The organism is Agrobacterium sp. 6Ca8, assembly GCF_055382765.1.
In genome coordinates, this window is sequence record NZ_AP026433.1 from 1,355,235 (window position 1) to 1,374,454 (window position 19,220).

The 19,220-nt window shown below is 60.1% G+C and carries 19 protein-coding genes; 6 read left to right on the plus strand and 13 right to left on the minus strand.

What is annotated here, in order from left to right:
• Nucleotides 1-351 precede the first annotated feature (351 nt).
• Entirely contained in the window at nt 352-1,422 is a 1,071-nt protein-coding gene (locus ACZ5A6_RS06725) for a GGDEF domain-containing protein (protein WP_065687305.1), read from the plus strand.
• 238 nt (nt 1,423-1,660) lie between these two features.
• Here the strand turns inward: ACZ5A6_RS06725 and ACZ5A6_RS06730 are convergent, their stop codons facing one another.
• The 3 genes from ACZ5A6_RS06730 to ACZ5A6_RS06740 all read right to left on the minus strand — a co-directional run bounded on the left by ACZ5A6_RS06730 (nt 1,661) and on the right by ACZ5A6_RS06740 (nt 4,724).
• Complete coding sequence (locus ACZ5A6_RS06730; protein WP_003515570.1) at nt 1,661-2,269, minus strand: pyridoxamine 5'-phosphate oxidase family protein; 609 nt, start codon at nt 2,267-2,269, stop codon at nt 1,661-1,663.
• A gap of 52 nt (nt 2,270-2,321) precedes the next feature.
• A complete protein-coding gene (locus ACZ5A6_RS06735) occupies nt 2,322-4,133 on the minus strand; it encodes a monovalent cation:proton antiporter-2 (CPA2) family protein (RefSeq protein ID WP_003515571.1) in 1,812 nt (603 codons plus the stop codon).
• A 222-nt stretch (nt 4,134-4,355) separates the two neighbouring features.
• On the minus strand, nt 4,356-4,724 hold the full coding sequence (locus ACZ5A6_RS06740) for a gamma-butyrobetaine hydroxylase family protein (RefSeq protein ID WP_003515573.1): 369 nt from the start codon (nt 4,722-4,724) through the stop codon (nt 4,356-4,358).
• An 85-nt stretch (nt 4,725-4,809) separates the two neighbouring features.
• Between ACZ5A6_RS06740 and moaA the strand changes: the two genes are divergently transcribed.
• The 5 genes from moaA to mobB all read left to right on the plus strand — a co-directional run bounded on the left by moaA (nt 4,810) and on the right by mobB (nt 9,365).
• Nucleotides 4,810-5,907: a GTP 3',8-cyclase MoaA gene (moaA, locus tag ACZ5A6_RS06745; RefSeq protein ID WP_174061378.1), complete on the plus strand. Its 1,098-nt coding sequence runs from the start codon at nt 4,810-4,812 to the stop codon at nt 5,905-5,907.
• 153 nt (nt 5,908-6,060) lie between these two features.
• On the plus strand, nt 6,061-7,029 hold the full coding sequence (locus ACZ5A6_RS06750) for a DMT family transporter (protein ID WP_174061379.1): 969 nt from the start codon (nt 6,061-6,063) through the stop codon (nt 7,027-7,029).
• A gap of 1 nt (nt 7,030) precedes the next feature.
• Nucleotides 7,031-8,230, plus strand: a complete 1,200-nt coding sequence (locus ACZ5A6_RS06755) for a multidrug effflux MFS transporter (protein WP_025593627.1) — start codon at nt 7,031-7,033, stop codon at nt 8,228-8,230.
• Entirely contained in the window at nt 8,227-8,853 is a 627-nt protein-coding gene (gene mobA, locus ACZ5A6_RS06760) for a molybdenum cofactor guanylyltransferase MobA (protein WP_174061380.1), read from the plus strand. The genes ACZ5A6_RS06755 and mobA overlap by 4 nt, the downstream gene beginning before the upstream one ends.
• Complete coding sequence (gene mobB / locus ACZ5A6_RS06765) at nt 8,850-9,365, plus strand: molybdopterin-guanine dinucleotide biosynthesis protein B (protein WP_112497282.1); 516 nt, start codon at nt 8,850-8,852, stop codon at nt 9,363-9,365. The genes mobA and mobB overlap by 4 nt, the downstream gene beginning before the upstream one ends.
• 190 nt (nt 9,366-9,555) lie before the next feature.
• Here the strand turns inward: mobB and ACZ5A6_RS06770 are convergent, their stop codons facing one another.
• The 10 genes from ACZ5A6_RS06770 to nagZ all read right to left on the minus strand — a co-directional run bounded on the left by ACZ5A6_RS06770 (nt 9,556) and on the right by nagZ (nt 19,066).
• The gene (locus ACZ5A6_RS06770) at nt 9,556-11,121 is read right to left on the minus strand and encodes a LysM peptidoglycan-binding domain-containing M23 family metallopeptidase (RefSeq protein WP_003515587.1); all 1,566 of its coding nucleotides are present in this window, start codon (nt 11,119-11,121) and stop codon (nt 9,556-9,558) included.
• A 345-nt stretch (nt 11,122-11,466) separates the two neighbouring features.
• Nucleotides 11,467-12,108 carry a protein-L-isoaspartate(D-aspartate) O-methyltransferase gene (locus ACZ5A6_RS06775; protein WP_019566160.1) on the minus strand — a complete coding sequence of 214 codons (642 nt, stop codon included), beginning with the start codon at nt 12,106-12,108 and terminating at the stop codon, nt 11,467-11,469.
• 8 nt (nt 12,109-12,116) lie between these two features.
• Nucleotides 12,117-12,887 carry a 5'/3'-nucleotidase SurE gene (surE, locus tag ACZ5A6_RS06780; RefSeq protein ID WP_003515592.1) on the minus strand — a complete coding sequence of 257 codons (771 nt, stop codon included), beginning with the start codon at nt 12,885-12,887 and terminating at the stop codon, nt 12,117-12,119.
• A gap of 211 nt (nt 12,888-13,098) precedes the next feature.
• Nucleotides 13,099-14,382 (minus strand): serine--tRNA ligase, encoded by a 1,284-nt coding sequence (serS, locus tag ACZ5A6_RS06785; RefSeq protein WP_065687302.1) that lies wholly within the window; start codon nt 14,380-14,382, stop codon nt 13,099-13,101.
• A 104-nt stretch (nt 14,383-14,486) separates the two neighbouring features.
• Nucleotides 14,487-15,290 (minus strand): twin-arginine translocase subunit TatC, encoded by an 804-nt coding sequence (tatC, locus tag ACZ5A6_RS06790; RefSeq protein ID WP_003515595.1) that lies wholly within the window; start codon nt 15,288-15,290, stop codon nt 14,487-14,489.
• Nucleotides 15,287-16,015, minus strand: coding sequence for a Sec-independent protein translocase protein TatB (tatB, locus tag ACZ5A6_RS06795; protein WP_464111071.1), 729 nt, complete (start codon nt 16,013-16,015; stop codon nt 15,287-15,289). The genes tatC and tatB overlap by 4 nt, the downstream gene beginning before the upstream one ends.
• A 54-nt stretch (nt 16,016-16,069) precedes the next feature.
• Complete coding sequence (locus ACZ5A6_RS06800; protein WP_003515599.1) at nt 16,070-16,276, minus strand: twin-arginine translocase TatA/TatE family subunit; 207 nt, start codon at nt 16,274-16,276, stop codon at nt 16,070-16,072.
• Nucleotides 16,277-16,406: 130 nt separating this feature from the next.
• Nucleotides 16,407-17,153: an SMC-Scp complex subunit ScpB gene (scpB, locus tag ACZ5A6_RS06805; RefSeq protein ID WP_019566157.1), complete on the minus strand. Its 747-nt coding sequence runs from the start codon at nt 17,151-17,153 to the stop codon at nt 16,407-16,409.
• Entirely contained in the window at nt 17,143-17,991 is an 849-nt protein-coding gene (locus ACZ5A6_RS06810) for a segregation and condensation protein A (RefSeq protein WP_025593638.1), read from the minus strand. The genes scpB and ACZ5A6_RS06810 overlap by 11 nt, the downstream gene beginning before the upstream one ends.
• 58 nt (nt 17,992-18,049) lie before the next feature.
• Nucleotides 18,050-19,066 carry a beta-N-acetylhexosaminidase gene (nagZ, locus tag ACZ5A6_RS06815; protein WP_026330914.1) on the minus strand — a complete coding sequence of 339 codons (1,017 nt, stop codon included), beginning with the start codon at nt 19,064-19,066 and terminating at the stop codon, nt 18,050-18,052.
• Between the last annotated feature and the right edge of the window lie 154 nt (nt 19,067-19,220).

A 19,220-nucleotide genomic window follows, 5' to 3' on the forward strand; every position in this document is an offset into this window, starting at 1 on the left:
GCGCGAAGAAGTTCGTTGCTTATAAGCGGCGTCTTGCCAGATGAAAAACTCCGCGCCTCAACCATCTCCCGATTATCACCCTGCGTTGTTGTGCCGAAATAAATCACCCTAAAATCACTATCGGGATTGACAGAATAAATACGAAGCTGGCACCAAGACGAGCAGTAGAAATCAAAAAACTCCGGAACTTCCTCGAAATGAGAATTACTTATAATTATCAGCTAAATAAGATAAAAATTGCCGAAGATCAAATTTCAGGGAACAAAAATTAGTTTCCCATAAATTAAGCTTTTCAAAACGGCCTACATAATAATAATCATAGTCGATAAGCAGACTCACTGGAGTTTCTTGATGAACACGGCATCCACGCCCAAATCCACGGGGCCCGACATCGCCGGGCAGATTGCCTATGCCATGCGGAGCATGGGTGTGTCGCCAATCCCGCGCAACTATAGCCTTTTTTACGAAGCCTATATCGGCTCGAACCCGGCGCTGACGAGGGATCTGGCGGCACTGGGAAACCGGGTGACGCAGGAGGATCTGGACGAACTGTCCGCGCGGTACGGAGAAGGCAATCCCATCGCCTCGATCGACGACGCGCACGAGAAGCTGCGGCGTGAACTGGAGGCGCTTCTCGGAACGCTGAGGCGCGAACAGTCCTCCATCGAGAACTACAACAGAATTCTTGGCGAAACCCGCCAGCGCATTGACGACAAGACCGTGTCGAGCACCAATATCCTGAAAAATGCGGTCTCGCTGCTGGCCGAGGCCACCGGCTCGAAAATCATCGATGGCGAAAAGGCGTTCAACGACGTCAACCGCCATGCCGAGGAAATGCAACAGGTGCGTCTGGAGCTGGATGAATACAAGCGAATCGCCAATACCGATTCGCTGACGCGCCTTTCCAACCGTCGCGCTTTCGATGACAGGCTGGCCTCCGTCTACAACAGCTCCATCGGCCTGCAATATACGACGCTCATCCTGCTCGACATCGACCATTTCAAGCGGATCAACGATACGTTCGGCCACCCGGTCGGCGACAAGATACTGGCCACAGTCGCCTCCGTCATCCGCGCCAATGTCCGCAAGGACGGCTTCGTCGCCAGAAGCGGCGGCGAGGAATTCGCCATCATTCTTGATGGCAACACGCCGGAAGAAGTCATGGTGATCTGCGAGCGCATCCGCCTGTCGCTGGAAAGCACACCGTTCCGCAATTCACGATCGGGCGCCGACTACGGTACGGTGACGATCTCTATCGGCTTCGCCTCCGCCTCGCAGGCAAACAATCCGGGCGAACTTTACGGACATGCCGATATGGCACTTTACCACGCCAAGGAAACCGGCAGGAACCGTTCCGTCATTTACGAGGACGGCATGCAGAAGAACTATATCGGCAAGAACTGGCTGATCTACCGTACCTAGGGCGTCGTGCGTCCTTATCGGGGGCGCAGTTAACGGACGCTCTCCTCTTCCCTCATTCCTGTGCTTGTCACAGGAATCTAGCCAGACCAAGTCCTTGGGCTGAAAAGAGCCTCTCTCGCCGCGCCGACGCGCGTCGGCTAGATTCCTGTGACAAGCACAGGAATGAGGGCGGAGAGAAGCCAATGGCTCACGGGCGAATGTGCTGGTCTCGTCAGGACGAAAGCCGCACCGCCACCCCTCACCACATGGTCTTCGCCGCCCGAACCGCCCATTCGCGGTCATAAGTCTCCTGATCGAACTCCGCCTTGGCGGCTTTGAGCAGGCTGCCGGGTGTGGGCAGTGACGCGGGTTCCACGAAGTTATCGGGGTTCCACAGTTCCGAACGCATCAAGGCCCTCGCGCACTGGAAATAGACCTCATCGATTTCGACCACAATGACGGTGCGCGGGTGTTTTCCGTCCATTTCGAAGCTTTGCAGCAGATCGGGTGCGACCGAAACGACAGCGCGGCCGTTGATGCGCATCGTTGTATTCGAGCCCGGGATCAGGAACATCAGCGCCACGCGTGGATCGCGGACGATGTTCAAAAGCGAATCGACGCGGTTGTTGCCGCGCCAGTCGGGCAAAAGCACCGTCCTGTCGTCGGCCACCCTTACCACACCGCCCTTGTCGCCGCGCGGCGAACAGTCCATGCCTTCCGGCCCGACAGTCGCCAGCGCCAGAAATGGCGAAGCCTCGATCATCTGCCGGTATTCGGCGGTCAGCGTGGCTGTCACCTTCGCGATAGATGCCTCGCTTGTGCCATCGTAAATGGCCTTCAATTCCTCAACCGTGCGAATGACCGTCATTGTCCGCTCCAACTCCTGCAATCAATCTGCCCCACCCATAAATCAGGGCGCGTTATTCCTCTGCCGCTTCCGCTTTTTCCCGCTCCGCCCGCTCGCGCGCGGTGCGTGCAGCAACGAGGTCCGCCGGCTGGGAATTGCCGCGGATCAGCGACCGGCCCGCATAAATACCGCCGACGACTTCCATCGCGAAACGTTCCTCGTCGCGGTCGCGGAATTCCTCCACCAAGCGGGCAGCATCTTCCCGCTCCTCGCCCATGGCGCCAAGCACTTCCTCGCTGAAATTCATCGCCGATTCCAGAGTCTCGCGGATCTGGTAATCCACGCCGGCCTTCACAAGATCGATTGCGTGGCCACGGTCATAGGCACGGGCAAGAACGGGAACCAGCGGAAACTCATGCTTGACGATCTCCGCGATCCGCACAGCGGCTTCCTTGTCATCGACGCAGATCAGCACCGCACGCGCGGTGCTTGCCCCGGCGGCATGCAGGATTTCCGCGCGTGAGCCGTCGCCATAATAGACCTTGAAACCGAATTCCGCGGCATCGCGCACAAAGTCGGCATCCTTGTCGATCAGCGACAGCGTGTAGCCACGCGCGAGAAGCGGCTGGCTGACAATCTGGCCGAAACGCCCGAAACCGATCAGCAGAATGCTGCCCTCGACATTTTCCGGCACATCGAGATCATCGGTCTTGGGAACGGCCGCCGGCACCAGCCGGTCGTGCAGAATGACCATCAGCGGCGTCAGCACCATCGAGATGATGATGGTCGCCGTCAGGATGGCGTTGGCTTCGCGGTCGAGGATGCCGGCGCTGACAGCGGCGGAATAGAGCACGAAGGCGAATTCGCCACCCTGAGCCATCAACACAGCCCGCTCCAGGCTTTCGCGCCTGGTGGTGCCGAGCGCCCGCGCCACGCCGTAGATCAGCAATGCCTTGAGCAGCATGTAACCTGCGACGCTGACGACCACGAGCTGCCAGTTCGATGCGATGACGGCAAGATCGATCGCCATGCCGACGCCGAGAAAGAATAGGCCGAGCAGAATGCCGCGAAACGGCTCGATATCCGCTTCCAGCTGATGGCGGAACGACGATTCGGACAGCAGCACACCAGCCAGAAACGCGCCCATCGCCATGGAAAGACCGCTGACCTGCATCAACAGCGCCGAACCGAGCACCACCAGCAGGGCCGCGGCCGTCATTACCTCGCGCGCACCGGACGCCGCCAGCAGGCGGAAGAACGGGTTGAGAAGATAACGCCCGGCCAGAATGAGCGCGCCGACGGCGGCGAGCGCGATGCCGACGGAAATCCAGCGCTCCGAGGGTGTGACGTGCTCGCCACCAGCACCGAGGAAGGCAACGAGCGCCAGAAGCGGCACGATGGCGAGATCCTCAAACAGCAGGATGGCGATGATGCGCTGGCCCTTGAGGCTGGACATGCTGTTGCGTTCCTGCAGCATCTGCATGACGATTGCCGTGGAAGTCAGCACGAAGCCGGTACCGGCGACAAATGACATGATGAGCGGAAAGCCGAGACTGACGCCAACCATCGTCAGGCCCGCCATACAGACCAGCACCTGCAACGCGCCAAGCCCGAAAATATCCTGCCGCATGGACCACAGCCGTGACGGCTGCATTTCAAGGCCGATGATGAACAGGAACATCACCACGCCGAGTTCGGCGATATGAAGGATCGCCTGCGAATCGGAGAAGAAACCGAAGCCATATGGCCCGATCACCAGGCCGGCGGCCAGATAACCCAGCACCGAACCGAGGCCTATGCGCTTGAAAATCGGCGCGGCCACCACGCCCGCCGCCAAAAGCACGACCACCTGGGCCAGATCATTTCCGTTCGCTTCGACCGCCACACATCACCCCGTTTAAATTGATAGAACGAGGGTGTTCCCTCCCTCACTTCCTAGCGCATCAGTATGAAAATCGAAAATGATTTTACAGAAGGACGATGCGCAGATTCAACGGGTTATTTGTCCATAAGGCATGCGGGCTTCAGATGCCGCTGCCCTTCTCCCCTCATTCCCGTGCTTGTCACAGGAATGAGGGTGGGGAGTGTCCGCAGGCCTTGCGCCCGCCTACCGGGATAGCGGTTCCCTGCTCAAGCCCTTTTCGGCGAGCTGTCGCTCATAATCGGCAAACGATGCGTCGCCGGTCTCTCCCAGTTCCTTCAGATATCTCCAGGTAAAGATGCCGCTGTCATGGCCGTCGTCGAAGACGATGCGCACGGCATAATTGCCCGTCGCCATCATGGAGCGGATCGTCACGTTGCGCTTGCCGGGAACAGTGACCTTCTGGCCCGGCCCGTGGCCCTGCACTTCCGCGGAGGGTGAAAGCACGCGCAGCATCTCGGCACCAAGGCGATAGACGCTTCCATCATCGAAGGAAACGGTCAGTTGCCGCCGGTCTTTCGACACAAGCAGTTCAGTCGGCCAGGCATCACTCATTTTTCACTTCCGCAAGCTCGTCTTATGCGTCAGAATTACGGACTTGCCTCGCGATAGGCAAGTCACTACATCACCTGTAAAGCACATGCCCGGCAATCTTGTGCCCGGCGCATCGCGCAGTGAGGACGGAGACGTGAACAGTTTCCCCGGATCGCTCGAAAGAGCGCATTCCCTGACGGAAAACAAAGCACCGATGGTGGACCCTTTCGGCCGGTCCATAACCTATCTGCGCGTTTCCGTGACAGACCGCTGCGATTTCCGCTGTACCTACTGCATGTCCGAACACATGACCTTCCTGCCGAAGAAGGACCTTCTGACGCTGGAGGAACTCGACCGGCTCTGTTCCGTCTTCATTCAACGGGGCGTGCGCAAGCTGAGGCTGACAGGCGGCGAGCCGCTGGTGCGCAAGAACATCATGATGCTGGTGAGGAACCTCGGCCGCCATATTGGCACCGGCGCGCTGGATGAGCTGACGCTGACCACCAACGGTTCGCAGCTTGCGAAGTTCGCCGCCGAACTCGCCGATTGCGGCGTGCGGCGCATCAACGTCTCGCTCGATACGCTGGACCCGCAGAAATTCCGCGAGATCACCCGCTGGGGCGATATCGACCGTGTGATGGAAGGGCTGGATGCCGCGCAGGCCGCCGGCATCAAGATCAAGCTCAATGCCGTCGCGCTGAAGGACTTCAACGAGACTGAAATTCCCGAGCTGATGCGTTTCGCCCATGGTCGCGGTATGGACCTGACTGTCATCGAGACCATGCCCATGGGCGAGATCGAGGAAGATCGCACCGATCGCTACCTACCGCTTTCCAGGCTGCGCGCCGATCTGGAACAAAGCTTCACGCTTGTTGACAACGACTACCAGACCGGCGGCCCTGCCCGCTACGTGACGGTGAAGGAAACCGGTGGCAGGCTCGGTTTCATCACACCCATGACCCATAATTTCTGCGAAAGCTGCAACCGCGTCCGCCTCACCTGCACCGGCACGCTCTATATGTGTCTCGGGCAGGACGATGCCGCCGACCTTCGCACGGCGCTGCGCGCTTCCGACAGCGACGCCTATCTCTCGGGCGCCATAGACGAGGCCATTTTGCGCAAGCCGAAAGGGCATGATTTCATCATTGACCGCACCCACAAGCGCCCCGCTGTCGCCCGCCATATGAGTGTGACCGGCGGCTGAACCTGTTTCTCGTCCACCCACCCATTTAAGCGGTTGAAATGCCGGCTTGGCCGTGTCAGGTCTCTTGGCATGGAGGAATGCGCGGTCCCGCCCGGCGGGCGACCCCTGAGAGGAATTTGGGGTTAGGCTGCGCATGGTCTGGGACAGTATGAAATGGCATTGACGGACAATACGCGCGGCGCCCTTCTGATGGCGCTCGCCATGGCAAGCTTTACGGCCAACGACGCCCTGACGAAATCCGTCACCCCCTACATCAATACCGGCCAGATCATGTTCGTGCGCGGCATCATGACGGTGGTGCTGATTTATATCGCCGCCCGGCACTTCGGCGCGCTCCGGCCGCTGAAAACCCTGATGCGCCCCATCATCATCCTGCGCTGTCTCTGCGAAGTGACAGCCGCCGTTCTCTATCTGACGGCGCTTGGACTCATAGAATTTTCCAACGCCTCGGCCATATTGCAGTCCCTGCCGCTGATCGTCACGCTGGGTGCGGCACTGTTCCTGCGCGAGCCCGTCGGCTGGCGGCGCTGGGCGGCGATCATCGTCGGCTTCATTGGCGTGCTCGTCATCATCCGGCCCGGCCCGGAAGGCTTTACCTCAGGCGCGCTGCTGGTCGTCGCCTCGCTGGCGGTCACAGCTGCGCGTGATCTTCTGACCCGCAAGATGTATGCGGATGTCCCCTCGCTTGCCGTCACCTTCGTTACCGCCTCCGTCAACATGGCGGTGGGTGGCCTGCTGATCCAGCCCTTCGGCGGCTGGCAGCCCATGAACTTCATGATCCTGTCGCATCTGGCCGGTTCTGCCGTTCTGGTGCTGGTCGGTTACCAGGCAATCATTCTGGCAATGCGAACCGGCGAAATCTCCTTCGTCGCGCCATTCCGTTACACCAGCCTGCTCTGGGGTTTCATGATCGGCGTGTTCTTCTTCAATGAAAAGATCGACAGCTTCACGATCGTCGGCGCCATGATCGTCATAGGCTCGGGCCTCTACACCTTCTACCGTGAAAGCCTGCGCAAGCGCTCGCAGATGGCCAAGCGCTCCGCCGCCACGCCCACTGCCGTGACCACCGTGCGGCCAGCTTCCGTAACGAAAGCTGCCTTTAAGGAAAAAGCGGGAGAATGACATGAAAAACGCCCGCTTTCTGGATCGCACCACCCCGCCCCACATCATCACGCTCGTCGTTATCGCCGGCGTCGCGGCGCTTTGCATGAACCTGTTCCTGCCCTCGCTTGCAGCGATGGCGCTCCATTTCGAGACCGATTACGCCGTGATGCAATTTGCCGTGTCCGGCTATCTTGCCGCCACCGCCTGCCTGCAACTCCTCATCGGCCCGCTATCCGATCTTTTCGGACGCCGGCCCGTCATGCTTGCCAGCATCGCGATGATGATCGTCGCCACGCTCGTCTGCATGCTGGCGCCAGATATCACCGTCTTCATGTTCGGGCGTGTGGCGCAGGCGGCCGTCGTTTCCGGCTTCGTGCTGGCGCGCGCCATCGTGCGCGACATGGTGCCGATGGAACAGGCCGCTTCGATGATCGGCTATGTGACCATGGGCATGTCAGTGGTGCCGATGGTCGGCCCAACGGTCGGCGGTCTGCTCAACGATATCTCCGGCTGGCAGTCCAGCTTTGCGCTTCTTGCCCTGCTCGGGGTCGGCATTCTGGTGCTCGCCTGGTTTGATCTCGGCGAAACCAATCACAACAGATCGGCAAGCTTCTCGCAGCAGTTCCACGCCTGGCCGGAACTTCTGCGCTCGCCACTCTTCTGGGGATATGCGCTGACCTCGACCTTCTCGTCGGGCATGTTCTTTTCGTTTCTCGGCGGCGCCCCCTTCGTCGGCAGCGTGCTTTATGGCCTTGCCCCGGCCATGCTCGGCCTGCAATTCTTCTTCATGGCCAGCGGCTACATGCTCGGCAACTTCGTCTCCGGCCGTTATGCGAGCCAGATCGGCATCACCCGCATGATGCTGTCGGGCAATGTCGTCGCCATCGCCGGCATTGTCGCAGCCATAGCGCTGATCTCCACCGGGGCGGAAAGCCCCTATGCGTTTTTCGTGCCGCTTGCGCTAATTGGTGTCGGAAACGGTGTGACCCTGCCGAGTGCCAATGCAGGCATGGTCAGCGTCCAACCGCATCTGGCAGGCTCCGCCTCCGGTCTTGGCGGCGCCATGACCATCGGCGGCGGTGCGGCACTTTCCGTGCTTGCCTCCTCGGTTCTGTCCAAAGAGGACGGAACCTGGCCGCTTCTTCTCGTGATGCTGGCGACCGGCCTTGTCGCCCTCCTCACCACCTATATTGTAAGGCTGCAGGAAAAGCGGCAATGACGGCGCGATTTGAAATACCCGGTCTCGTGCTCGCCGGCGGCCTGTCGCGACGGATGGGCACCAACAAGGCGACCGTGATGCTGGGCGACGAACCGCTGCTTTCCCATGTCGTGCGCCGCATCGCGCCACAGGTGTCGGATGTCACCATCAATGCCGCGAATGGCTGGGCCGAAAGCTATGGCCTGCCGTTGCTGCCTGACACCGTGAACGGCCATGCCGGGCCGCTCGCCGGCGTTCTCGCCGGCATGCGGCATTTCCAGAACCATCACGCCCGGAAAAGCCACTTCCTGACAGTGCCCGCCGACAGCCCGTTCTTTCCCGAAGATCTCGTCGACCGCCTCTGCGAACACAAGGCCGAAGACGCAATCGTCATCGCCGCCTCCAGCGGCCAGTTGCACCCGGTTTTCGCGCTATGGCCCGTGGCGCTCGCGGACGATCTGGAGGAATGGCTGAAGAACGATGCAAACCGGCGCATCCGCGCCTATCTTGCACGACACGTCACGATCGGTATCGCCTTCCCGCCGCTGGAAACGGCCAAGGGCAGCCTCGATCCGTTCTTCAACATCAACACGCCGGATGAACTGGCGCTCGCTCGAAGCTATCTGGAGAGCATGGAACCATGATGAGCCAAAAGGTCTTCGGTATTGCCGGCTGGAAAAACTCGGGCAAGACCGGCCTTGCGGTCCGCATCGTCACCGAGCTGACGGCGCGCGGCTATCGGGTCTCGACCATCAAGCATGCCCATCATGATTTCGATATCGACAAGGTTGGCGCCGACAGCTGGCGTCACCGTCAGGCGGGCGCGCACGAGGTCACCATCGTCTCCGGCACCCGCTTTGCCATCATGCATGAATTGCGCGGCGAAGCCGAACCGTCCTTCGAGGAAATCCTCTCCCGCCTCGCCCCTTGCGATCTCGTCCTGATCGAGGGTTACAAATACGAGCCGGTGCCGAAGATCGAGGCGCGCCGACTGGAAGCTGCCAAGACCGAACCGCTTGCCGGAAGCGATCCGCACATCATCGCAATTGCCGCCGACCACGCGGTGACCGACACCACCCTTCCCGTCTTCGATCTCGACGATACCGCCACGATTGCGGACTTCATCGAAACGACGGTTGGGCTGGTAAGGGCGTAACTGCCGTTTCGGCAACCTCCTCTCCTCCGTCATCCTCGGGCTTGACCCGAGGGCCCGCAAACCGACCGCACCATGGATCCTCGGGTCAAGCCCGAGGATGACGTCGAATGTGTGAGGACGCTTGACCTACCCCCAAAAATGAAAAAGCCGGGCGTTCGGCCCGGCTTCATCATTCCTTGAGACGCAATACCTATTCAAGGAAACCGGAGGGGTTCACCGGCGTCGCATCCTTGCGAACTTCGAAGTGAACCTGAGGACGTTTGGCGCTGCCGGTCATGCCTGACGTGGCAATGGTCTGGCCGCGCTGAACCTTCTGGCCGCGCTGCACGTCAAGATTGGCGGCGTTGCCGTAAACGGTGACCTTACCGTCGTCATGACGGACGAGAACCGTATTGCCGAGCTGCTTAAGGCCATTGCCCGCATAGATGACCACACCATTTTCGGCGGCCTTGATTGGCGTGCCTTCCGGAACGGAGATGTTGATGCCATCGTTGCGGCTGCCTTCGACGTTGTCGCCGAAATTGTTGATGACGGCGCCACGAACCGGCCAGCGATATTTGCCGATGCCCGTGGATTCCGGAGCGAGCGAGGCCATATCGGACTTCTTCTCGATATCGCCGACGCTTGCCGTTGCGGCAGGAGCGGACGGTACGGTCGCAGCTGCGGCAGGAGCCTTGTAGGGTTCCGGCTTGGCGGATGCGGTTTCCACTGCCTTGGCCGCTTCCTTTGCGGGTACGGAGGCTGTCTTAATGGCGTCGGTCGAAGCACCCGGCATGGCGAGTGTCTGGCCGACACGGATGCTTTCGGTGGAAATACCGTTCGCGGCCTTGAGGGCTGCAACCGAAACGCCGTTTTCACGGGCGATCTTTGCCAGGCTGTCGCCCGGCTGAACCTTGTAACCACCGGCTGGCGGCATAGGCTTGCCACCGGGAGGTGTGAGCTTGCCGTTTTCAGCCGAAACCTTGTCGCGGGCAACACTCTGCGAGGGCAGCACGGCTACCTTCTGGTCTGGACCACGCAGCGGGTTCGGCTCGTCGCCGTTGCGGTTGAGCGCAATGTCACCAGCCGCAGCCTTAGCGGCATTGCGGACCTGACCGAATTTCGGAATAAGGATCGACTGGCCAGCCTGCGCGGACGCCGCGGTCTTCAGACCGTTGACCCGCAGCAGTTCCTTTTCGGGAACGCCGTAGCGGTTGGAGATCGTCGCGATGCTTTCACCCGGACGCAGCGTTACCGAAGAGGCGCCATCCGTATGCCAGCCGTTCTTGTCGGAACGGACGGTTGCGGTGGTGAGATTGTCGGCGACGGGAGCGGCAGCCTGCTGTGAAGGTGCTGCGAGAGACGGAGCGGCTGGTCGTTGTGCGGACGGGAAAGGCTGGGCCATGGCTTCGTTGCGGGTCGACGGGTCGCGGCTTGCCACCGCCGGCGGAGCCGACAGCTCGGAGCGCTGCACCGGAGAGGCCGAAGCCGATCGGGCCGTCGAAGGCTGAACGCCACCGCCATAACCGCCGGAAGACGGATAGGAGTTGGCCGCCATGTTCTGATTGGCGTAGCCGCCCTGGGGTGCCGCAGAGGCATAACCACCGTTCATGTCGCCTTGCGGGACCGGGGCCTGCCCATAAGCACCGCCGCCCTGGCGGGCTGGAATTGACGCTGTCGTCATCCGATCCGGTCCACTGGAAAAGAGGCCGCTGAACCGCGTTGCATCCGAGCTACAGCCCGTTGCGACGCTTGCCAGCAATGCCGCTGCGAACATTTTTGCGACTGATTTTCCGATTTTAGACGAATGTCTCATACGCATAACTCGATCTACACTGACGCCAACCCGCCGCATCGAGGTCGATCCGGCACAAATTTCACTTCTTGCAAGGCCCATTTCCCGATCCCGGGAAAACCATGCGTCGATGTTTATGATTAAAGCGCGTTAGTGTTACCACGCCGTTAAAACGTTAAGCCGCTCGGCGCTTTTTTGACACTTCGATAACCATGACGAAAACGGCACGTGTCATGTCGGAACAATATTATTATGGAAAATCAGTTGGTTGTGATGATTTAGAACATTCTAAGACGAAAATTAATCGCCTTCGATATTTTCATTTTGTCACAAATGCCGCGCAATATGGCTGCCAAGCGGCAGATAGGGCGTCTCGAACAGCTCTTCCTTCTCGAAGCGGCTGCCGGTCTTGGAGAAGCGCGTCATCACGCAGCGCCCGTCTTCCAGAATGATCGGCGCGATCATCATGCCGCCGGAGACGATTTGCTCGGCGAAAAAGCGGGGCATGGTGGTAAAGGCGGCGGTGGCGACGATTCGGTCGAAGGTGCCCTCGCCGACCAGACCGTTGCTGCCATCCGCCTGGCGGATGACGACATTGCGGATGGAAAGATCGTCCAGACAGTTCTGCGCCTGCTGCACCAGCGTCTTGTATCGCTCCAGCGAAAAGACCCGCTCCACCCGGCGCGCGATGATCGCCGTCATGAAACCGCTGCCGGTGCCGATTTCCAGCACGCGCTGGCCCGGCTTCAATTGCAGGCGGGCCAGGATTTTCACCGCCATGTCAGCGCCTTCCATGAAGGCGCCGCAGTCGATCGGGATTGTACGGCTGGAATAGGCATCAGCGGCGAATTGCGGCGGCACGAATTTGGAGCGCGGCGTCTGTTCGACCGCCGTCAAAAGGTCGAGATCGGAAATCCCCTCGCCCCGCAAGCGGAGAACGAGAGCGGCAAAACCTTCCTTTTCAACCATTGCGGATTTCAATCGGCGACTCCGAATCCAAGTGCTTGCGCAACCCGATCCTTGACCGTGTAATCCGTAAGGTCAAGCTTTAGCGGCGTGACCGAAATCTTGCCGTGCTTCAAAGCGTGGATATCCGTGCCCTCACGGAAGGTGCCGAGGCGTTCGCCAAAGCGCAGCCAGTAATAAGGAAGACCGCGGCCATCCTGGCGTTCTTCTACCGTCAGGCCGAAATCGAGCTTGCCCTGCCCGGTAACGGAGACACCCTGCACATCATCAGGTGCGCAATTGGGGAAATTGAGATTGAGGAAGGTGCCATCAGGCAATTCCACATTCATCAGCTTGCGCAGCAGATCCGGCGCATGGGTCTCGGTCACCTCCCACGGCACGACGCGGCCTTCGGAATGGCTGAAAGCCTGGCTGAGTGCGAAGGAGCGTACCCCTTGCAGCGTACCTTCAATGGCGCCGGCAATCGTGCCGGAATAGGTGACATCGTCAGCCATATTGGCGCCGGCATTGACACCTGAGAGTACGAGATCGGGCTTTTCCGGCAGAACTTCACGGATGCCCATAATGACGCAATCGGTCGGCGTACCGCGCAGCGCGAAATGCTTGTCGGAAACCTTGCGCAGCCGCAGCGGCTCGGATAGAGTAAGGGAGTGAGCAAGACCGCTCTGGTCGGTCTCGGGCGCCACGATCCAGACGTCATCGGACAGCGTGCGGGCGATACGTTCCAGCACCGCCAGCCCTTCGGCATGGATACCGTCGTCATTGGTCAGCAAAATCCGCATGTTTCTCTCTCCGCTTTTCATATCTTCCGGGACGGAGCATCCTCCCCACCGGCAGTGAGGTGTGCAGTTCTCTCAACGTCATCCTCGGGCCTGTCCCGAGGATCTAATCACGTCTAAATTAATCGACAGGTTGCAGATCCTCGGGACAGGCCCGAGGATGACGTCGGCGTATTGGAAGATTCTCCTTCCAATAGCACGACGCTGCGCTCCCTCAGGCCGCCTTCTCGATCCGTGTCAGACCGCCCATATAGGGCAGCAGCACGTCTGGAATTGTGACAGAACCGTCGTCGTTCAGGTAATTTTCGAGAACGGCGATCAGGCAGCGGCCGACGGCGGTGCCGGAGCCGTTCAGCGTGTGCACGAACTTCGTCGCCTTGTCGTCCTTGCCGCGATAACGCGCATTCATGCGCCGCGCCTGGAAATCGCCGCAGACGGAGCAGGACGAAATTTCGCGGTAGGTGTTCTGGCCGGGCAACCACACTTCCAGATCGTAGGTCTTGCGCGCGCTGAAACCCATATCGCCGGTGCACAGCGTCATGGTGCGGAAATGCAGGCCAAGACGCTTCAGCACTTCTTCGGCGCAGGCCGTCATGCGCTCATGCTCGGCAACAGCACTTTCCGCGTCGGTGATGGAGACGAGTTCGCATTTCCAGAACTGGTGCTGGCGCAGCATGCCGCGTGTGTCACGGCCGGCAGAGCCAGCTTCCGAACGGAAGGACGGCGTAAGTGCCGTGAAGCGTAGCGGCAGCTTTTCCTGCTCGAGAATTTCGCCGGAGACCAGGTTGGTCAGCGTCACTTCCGCCGTCGGGATCAACCAGCGGCCATCAGTGGTCTTGAACAGATCCTCGGAAAACTTCGGCAATTGCCCGGTGCCGAACATCGCCTCATCACGCACCATCAGCGGCGAAGAGACTTCCGTGTAGCCATGTTCCGAGGTGTGCAGGTCGATCATGAACTGGCCGAGCGCCCGTTCCAGACGCGCCAGCTGGCTGGTCAGCACGGTGAAGCGCGAGCCGGAAAGCTTGGCAGCCCGCTCGAAATCCATGTAGCCGAGCGCTTCGCCAATCTCGAAGTGCTCCTTTGCTTCATGGTTCCAGCCGGGCTTCTGGCCGACCACGCGGGTCACCACATTGTCGTGTTCGTCCTTGCCGTCAGGAACATCGTCGAAAGGCATGTTGGGCAGGCGCGACAGGGCGTCGTTAAGCTCGGCGGTGACCTGGCGGTCCTCCTCCTCGGCGCGCGGCATGTTTTCCTTGATGTCGGCGACTTCCGCTTTCAGCTTTTCCGCCAGCTCCATGTTCTTCTGCGCCATGGCGGCGCCGATGTCCTTGGAAGCGGCATTGCGACGCGACTGCATGTCCTGCAGGGACTGGATGACGGAACGGCGCTTTTCGTCGAGAGCGATCAGGCTGCTTGCGGCAGGCTCTGCGCCGCGCCGTGCAAGTGCTGCATCAAAGGCTTCGGGGTTTTCGCGTATCCATTTAATGTCGTGCATCGTCGTTCCAGACTATTGTTGGTCGCTCGCGTTTTATCAGCAAAACGCCGGGCGAAAGGCCCGGCGCGAGGAGATTTGATGAGCAGGAAGACCGTGGCGAAGCGTCAGGTCTCTTCCAGCTCCGTGCTTTTGGATTCCGCAGCACGTTTCCTCTCCACGAGTCGAGCCATGTAGATGGAAATCTCGTAGAGAATGATCGCAGGTAGCGCAAGACCGATCTGGGACATGGGGTCTGGCGGCGTCAGCACGGCCGCAACCACGAAGGCCATGACAATGGCGAACTTGCGCTTTTCCCGCAGCCAGTCGCTGGTCAGAATCCCGACCCGCGCCAGAAGCGTGGTGACGACAGGCAGCTGGAATACCAGGCCGAAGGACAAAACCAGCGTCATGATGAGGCTGAGATATTCCGACACCTTCGGCATCAGGGAAATCGCCACCTCGCCATCTACTGGCAATTGCTGCATGGCGAGGAAGAACCACATGACCATGGGCGTGAAGAAGAAATAGACGAGCGCCGCGCCGATGAGGAAAAGGATCGGCGACGCGATCAGGAACGGCAGGAAGGCCGCGCGCTCGTTCTTGTAGAGGCCCGGCGCCACGAATTTATAGAGCTGCGAGGCAATCACCGGAAAGGAGATCACCATGGCACCGAACATGGCAACCTTGATCTGCGTGAAGAAGAATTCCTGCGGCGCCGTATAGATCAGCGATGATTTCGCCACATCCAGCCCCGCCCAGATGACCGCCCACTTATAGGGAATGACGAGCAGGTTGAAGAGATGCTTGGCAACGGCGAAACAGGCGATGAAGGCGACGAAGAACGCGCCGAGCGACCAGATCAGCCGCGTGCGCAACTCCATGAGATGTTCGATAAGCGGCTGCGGCTTGTCCTCGATGTCCCCGCTCATGCTTCATCCTTTTTGGGCTTTGCAGCCTTGGTTCTTGCCGGTTTGGCCGGCTTGGCATCCGCAACGGCAACCGCCTTCTCAGCTGCCGCTTTCCTGACAGCAACCTTTTTGGCGACAGCCTTCACGGTCGGCTTCAAGACAGCAGCTTCTTCAACAGGCGCTGCGGCAGGCTTGCTGCGGGTGGTGCGTTTCGGCTTGGCGGCAACCGCTTCGGCTTCAACGGTCGCGACAGATTTCGCACGCGCACGCTTCGGCTTTTCTTCCGCAGCAGCAACCGCAGTAACCGGCCTAGATGCAGAAGGCGTGGGAACCACCGCAGGCGCCACATCCGGAAGCTTCATCTCGGGCTCCGGCACGCTGACAAGAGGAGCCGCCGGCTCACTTGTTGCAGGTGCTGCTGTCGACGACATCGCATCGGGAGCAGCTGTCGCCTTCTGGAGATCAGACTTGATTTCGTTGCCGAGCTGGCGAAGCGGGTTCATAGCATCGCGCAGGGAATTCGTCGGGTTGAGATTGCGCACATCGGAGATTGTCTGCCGCACATCGTCCATGTCTGCCTCTTTCAAGGCCTCGTCGAACTGCGTGCGGAAATCCCCCGCCATCTTGCGAAGGCCGGCCATCGTCTTACCGAAGGCGCGGATCATGGGCGGCAAGTCCTTGGGACCGACGACCACGATCAAAACGACCGCGATCACCAGAAGCTCGCTCCAACCGATATCAAACATCAAAACGCTCCCGAGACCCTAGCGCCAGTCTCAAAACAAGCAGGTTCAAGCCGCTTACTTGATCTCGTCAGCCTTGTGGTCAACAGTCTTCGCGTTGACATCGGCTGGCGGCGGAGTCTGATCTTCGTCAGCCATGCCCTTCTTGAAGCTCTTGATGCCCTTGGCGACATCGCCCATCAGTTCCGGGATCTTTCCGCGTCCGAAGAGAACGAGAACGATCACCAGCACGATCAGCCAATGCCACACACTAAAAGAACCCATAACTGAAACTCCTGAATTTCGCTTTCAGACGATGTAAGACGTTTGAAAGGCTTTTTCAAACAACAAATCGTTGCTTCAACAGGCTGTGGGCATAAAGTTTTCGTGCCTTGTCATCCGCATGAAGACGATATCAATCGTCGCCATCGCCGCCACCAGGTGCAAGCAGGCCCAACTCTTCCAGATCGAGCTGCGTGATCGGGTCTTCGTCTTCGCGCAATTCGTCGCTCATCATCGGCAAAGGCACGCCGAAATTGGAAGGAATACGGCCCGAAAGCAGGCCCGCACCCTTCAGTTCCTCAAGGCCCGGCAAGTCCCGCAATTCCTCAAGGCCGAAATGGTCGAGAAACTCCACCGTGGTGCCGATCGTCACCGGCCTGCCCGGCGTGCGCCTGCGGCCCCTGAAACGCACCCAACCCGCTTCCATCAGCACATCGAGGGTACCGCGTGAGGTTTGCACGCCACGGATTTCCTCGATTTCGGCGCGTGTCACCGGCTGATGATACGCCACAATCGCCAGAACCTCCAGCGCCGCACGCGAAAGCTTCTTAGGTTCCTTTTCCTCAGAATGGACGACGAAGGAGAGATCGCCGGCCGTGCGGAACGCCCATTGCCCGCCCACCTGCACCAGATTGACACCCCGCTCGCCATAAGCGGCCTTCAGCCCGTGGAGTATGGCAACAACATCCATGCCGCGCGGCAGCCGCTCGGCAATGAAGGCAACTGAAACCGGTTCGGCCGAGGCAAAGACCAGCGCCTCGGCAATGCGCTCGGCTTCCTTCAGCTGACGCTCGGAAAATACCGCGGGCTCGGCCCCAACCACGTCCGCCGCCCCATCTGCCACGATGGCGGCTTCGCCGGTCTCGTCGTCATGCGTCATTATCAGTCCTTTCCGCATTCGGCGCGCGGTCATCTCGCTCGCTCCTGCGCATATAGATGGGCTGGAACGCGCCCTCCTGCCGGATTTGCAGCGATCCCTCGCGCACGAGCTCCAGCGAGGCAGCGAAAGCGCTGGCGATTGCCGTCACGCGCATCGCGGGGTCAGGCACATATTGCAGCAGATATTGGTCGAGCACCGTCCACTCGCCGACATCCCCGAGCAGACTGTTCAGAAGCTCCCGGGCTTCCACAAGCGACCAGACCTGCCGCTTTTCAATCGTGACCTGGGTGATGGCCTGCCTTTGCCGCAGATTGGCATACGCACTCAGGAGATCGTAGAGGTTCGCCTCGTAAGCCGAGCGGTTGATATGCGGAATATGCTCCGGCGCGCCACGGGCGAAGATATCGCGGCCTAGCTGGGCGCGGTTGACGAGGCGTTCAGCCGCCTCCCGCATCGCCTCCAGACGTTTCAGCCGGAAGGCCAGCGTCGCGGCCATTTCTTCGCCGGAGGGGCCGTCATCCTTCGCCTGCTGCGGAATGAGAAGCTTGGACTTGAGGAAGGCAAGCCAGGCCGCCATCACCAGATAGTCGGCAGCAAGCTCGATGCGCACGCGGCGGGCTGTTTCCACGAATTGCAGATATTGCTCGGCAAGCGCCAGCACCGAAATGCGCGACAGATCGACCTTCTGCGTGCGGGCAAGGTGTAGCAACAGATCGAGCGGGCCTTCGAAACCCGCGACATCGATCACCAGCCCGGCCTCGCCCGTCAGCCGCTCCGGCGTCACATCCTGCCAGAGCTTGTCCATAGGCGTTGAAGTGCGAGACTTGTCTGCTGCCATTGTTCCATCCGCCGGGCGTCCGGCCTGTCGTCCCGAGTACCGGGCCGCCGCCCGATTGTCAGGAAACGGCCCACATGGCGTTGAATTCGGCTCTCAGTTCAGCTTCGTCGGAGGCATCAGCGGCGGGAAAACCCGCTTCCACGGCCCGCACCCGCTCCAGCGAACGGCCGGAAAGAACGGGAACCTCCTTCACGACCTCAAGCATTTCACCCATCACGCCGTTGCAATGCAAGACTATATCGCAGCCACCCGCAACAATATTCGCGGCACGCTGGCCAAGCGTGCCCTTCAGCGCATTCATGGAACTGTCGTCGGACATCAACAGACCGTCAAAGCCGATTCGCCCACGAATGATCTCCTCGATCACCTTTGGCGAGGTCGTTGCCGGACGCTCCCGATCGACGGCATTGAACACCAGATGCGCGCTCATCGCCATCAATTCACGGTTCAGCGCGCGGAATGGCACAAAATCATGGGCGTCCAGCTCGTCCAGCGGCACATCGACAACAGGCAATTCATGGTGCGAATCCACCATGCCGCGACCGTGGCCCGGCATGTGTTTCATGACAGGCAACATGCCGCCCGCCTTGAGACCGTCAGCCGCCGCCTGCCCCATCTCCGCCACCATGGTCGGGCTGTAGCCATAGGCCCGGTTGCCAATGACGTTGCTGGCGCCTTCCACCGGCACGTCGAGCACCGGCAGGCAATCGATATTGATGCCGAATTTCATGAGATCGAAGGCATGCAGACGCGACATCAACCACGCCGCGCGCAGCCCTTCCTCGCGGTCGCGCTCATATATTTCGCCGAGAATGCGGGCATTCGGATAGGCCTGCAAAAGCGGAGGCTTGATGCGCTGAACGCGCCCGCCTTCCTGATCGATCAGAACCGGGGCATCCGGCCGCGCGACGGCGTCGCGCATCGAGGCGACGAGATCGGTAATCTGTTGCGCATCACCGATATTGCGCCCGAACAGGATGAAACCCCAGGGCCGCTCATTGCGGTAAAGGGCAATCTCGTCAGCGGAAAGCGTAAGCCCGCCGCATCCGAGGATCATAGCTTTGCAATCGGTCATGATGTCACGCTCACAGAATGGGGAAATGGCCTTATACCGCAAGGCGTCGGGGATAAGTCGACAACCCCTCCGCCGTCATGCTCGGGCCTTTCCCGAGCATCTGCAACCGACCGGTTGGCGAAACGTTGGCAGATCCTCGGCACGGGGCCCAGGA

Excerpts from the sequence above, each read along its gene's own strand:
- ACZ5A6_RS06725 (WP_065687305.1), top strand. The coding sequence starts at position 352 with ATGAACACGGCATCCACGCCCAAATCCACGGGGCCCGACATCGCCGGG.
- ACZ5A6_RS06730 (WP_003515570.1), bottom strand. The coding sequence starts at position 2,269 with ATGACGGTCATTCGCACGGTTGAGGAATTGAAGGCCATTTACGATGGC.
- ACZ5A6_RS06740 (WP_003515573.1), bottom strand. The coding sequence starts at position 4,724 with ATGAGTGATGCCTGGCCGACTGAACTGCTTGTGTCGAAAGACCGGCGG.
- moaA (WP_174061378.1), top strand. The coding sequence starts at position 4,810 with ATGCCCGGCAATCTTGTGCCCGGCGCATCGCGCAGTGAGGACGGAGAC.
- ACZ5A6_RS06750 (WP_174061379.1), top strand. The coding sequence starts at position 6,061 with ATGGCATTGACGGACAATACGCGCGGCGCCCTTCTGATGGCGCTCGCC.
- ACZ5A6_RS06755 (WP_025593627.1), top strand. The coding sequence starts at position 7,031 with ATGAAAAACGCCCGCTTTCTGGATCGCACCACCCCGCCCCACATCATC.
- mobA (WP_174061380.1), top strand. The coding sequence starts at position 8,227 with ATGACGGCGCGATTTGAAATACCCGGTCTCGTGCTCGCCGGCGGCCTG.
- mobB (WP_112497282.1), top strand. The coding sequence starts at position 8,850 with ATGATGAGCCAAAAGGTCTTCGGTATTGCCGGCTGGAAAAACTCGGGC.
- ACZ5A6_RS06770 (WP_003515587.1), bottom strand. The coding sequence starts at position 11,121 with ATGTTCGCAGCGGCATTGCTGGCAAGCGTCGCAACGGGCTGTAGCTCG.
- ACZ5A6_RS06775 (WP_019566160.1), bottom strand. The coding sequence starts at position 12,108 with ATGGTTGAAAAGGAAGGTTTTGCCGCTCTCGTTCTCCGCTTGCGGGGC.
- surE (WP_003515592.1), bottom strand. The coding sequence starts at position 12,887 with ATGCGGATTTTGCTGACCAATGACGACGGTATCCATGCCGAAGGGCTG.
- serS (WP_065687302.1), bottom strand. The coding sequence starts at position 14,382 with ATGCACGACATTAAATGGATACGCGAAAACCCCGAAGCCTTTGATGCA.
- tatC (WP_003515595.1), bottom strand. The coding sequence starts at position 15,290 with ATGAGCGGGGACATCGAGGACAAGCCGCAGCCGCTTATCGAACATCTC.
- tatB (WP_464111071.1), bottom strand. The coding sequence starts at position 16,015 with ATGTTTGATATCGGTTGGAGCGAGCTTCTGGTGATCGCGGTCGTTTTG.
- ACZ5A6_RS06800 (WP_003515599.1), bottom strand. The coding sequence starts at position 16,276 with ATGGGTTCTTTTAGTGTGTGGCATTGGCTGATCGTGCTGGTGATCGTT.
- scpB (WP_019566157.1), bottom strand. The coding sequence starts at position 17,153 with ATGACGCATGACGACGAGACCGGCGAAGCCGCCATCGTGGCAGATGGG.
- ACZ5A6_RS06810 (WP_025593638.1), bottom strand. The coding sequence starts at position 17,991 with ATGGCAGCAGACAAGTCTCGCACTTCAACGCCTATGGACAAGCTCTGG.
- nagZ (WP_026330914.1), bottom strand. The coding sequence starts at position 19,066 with ATGACCGATTGCAAAGCTATGATCCTCGGATGCGGCGGGCTTACGCTT.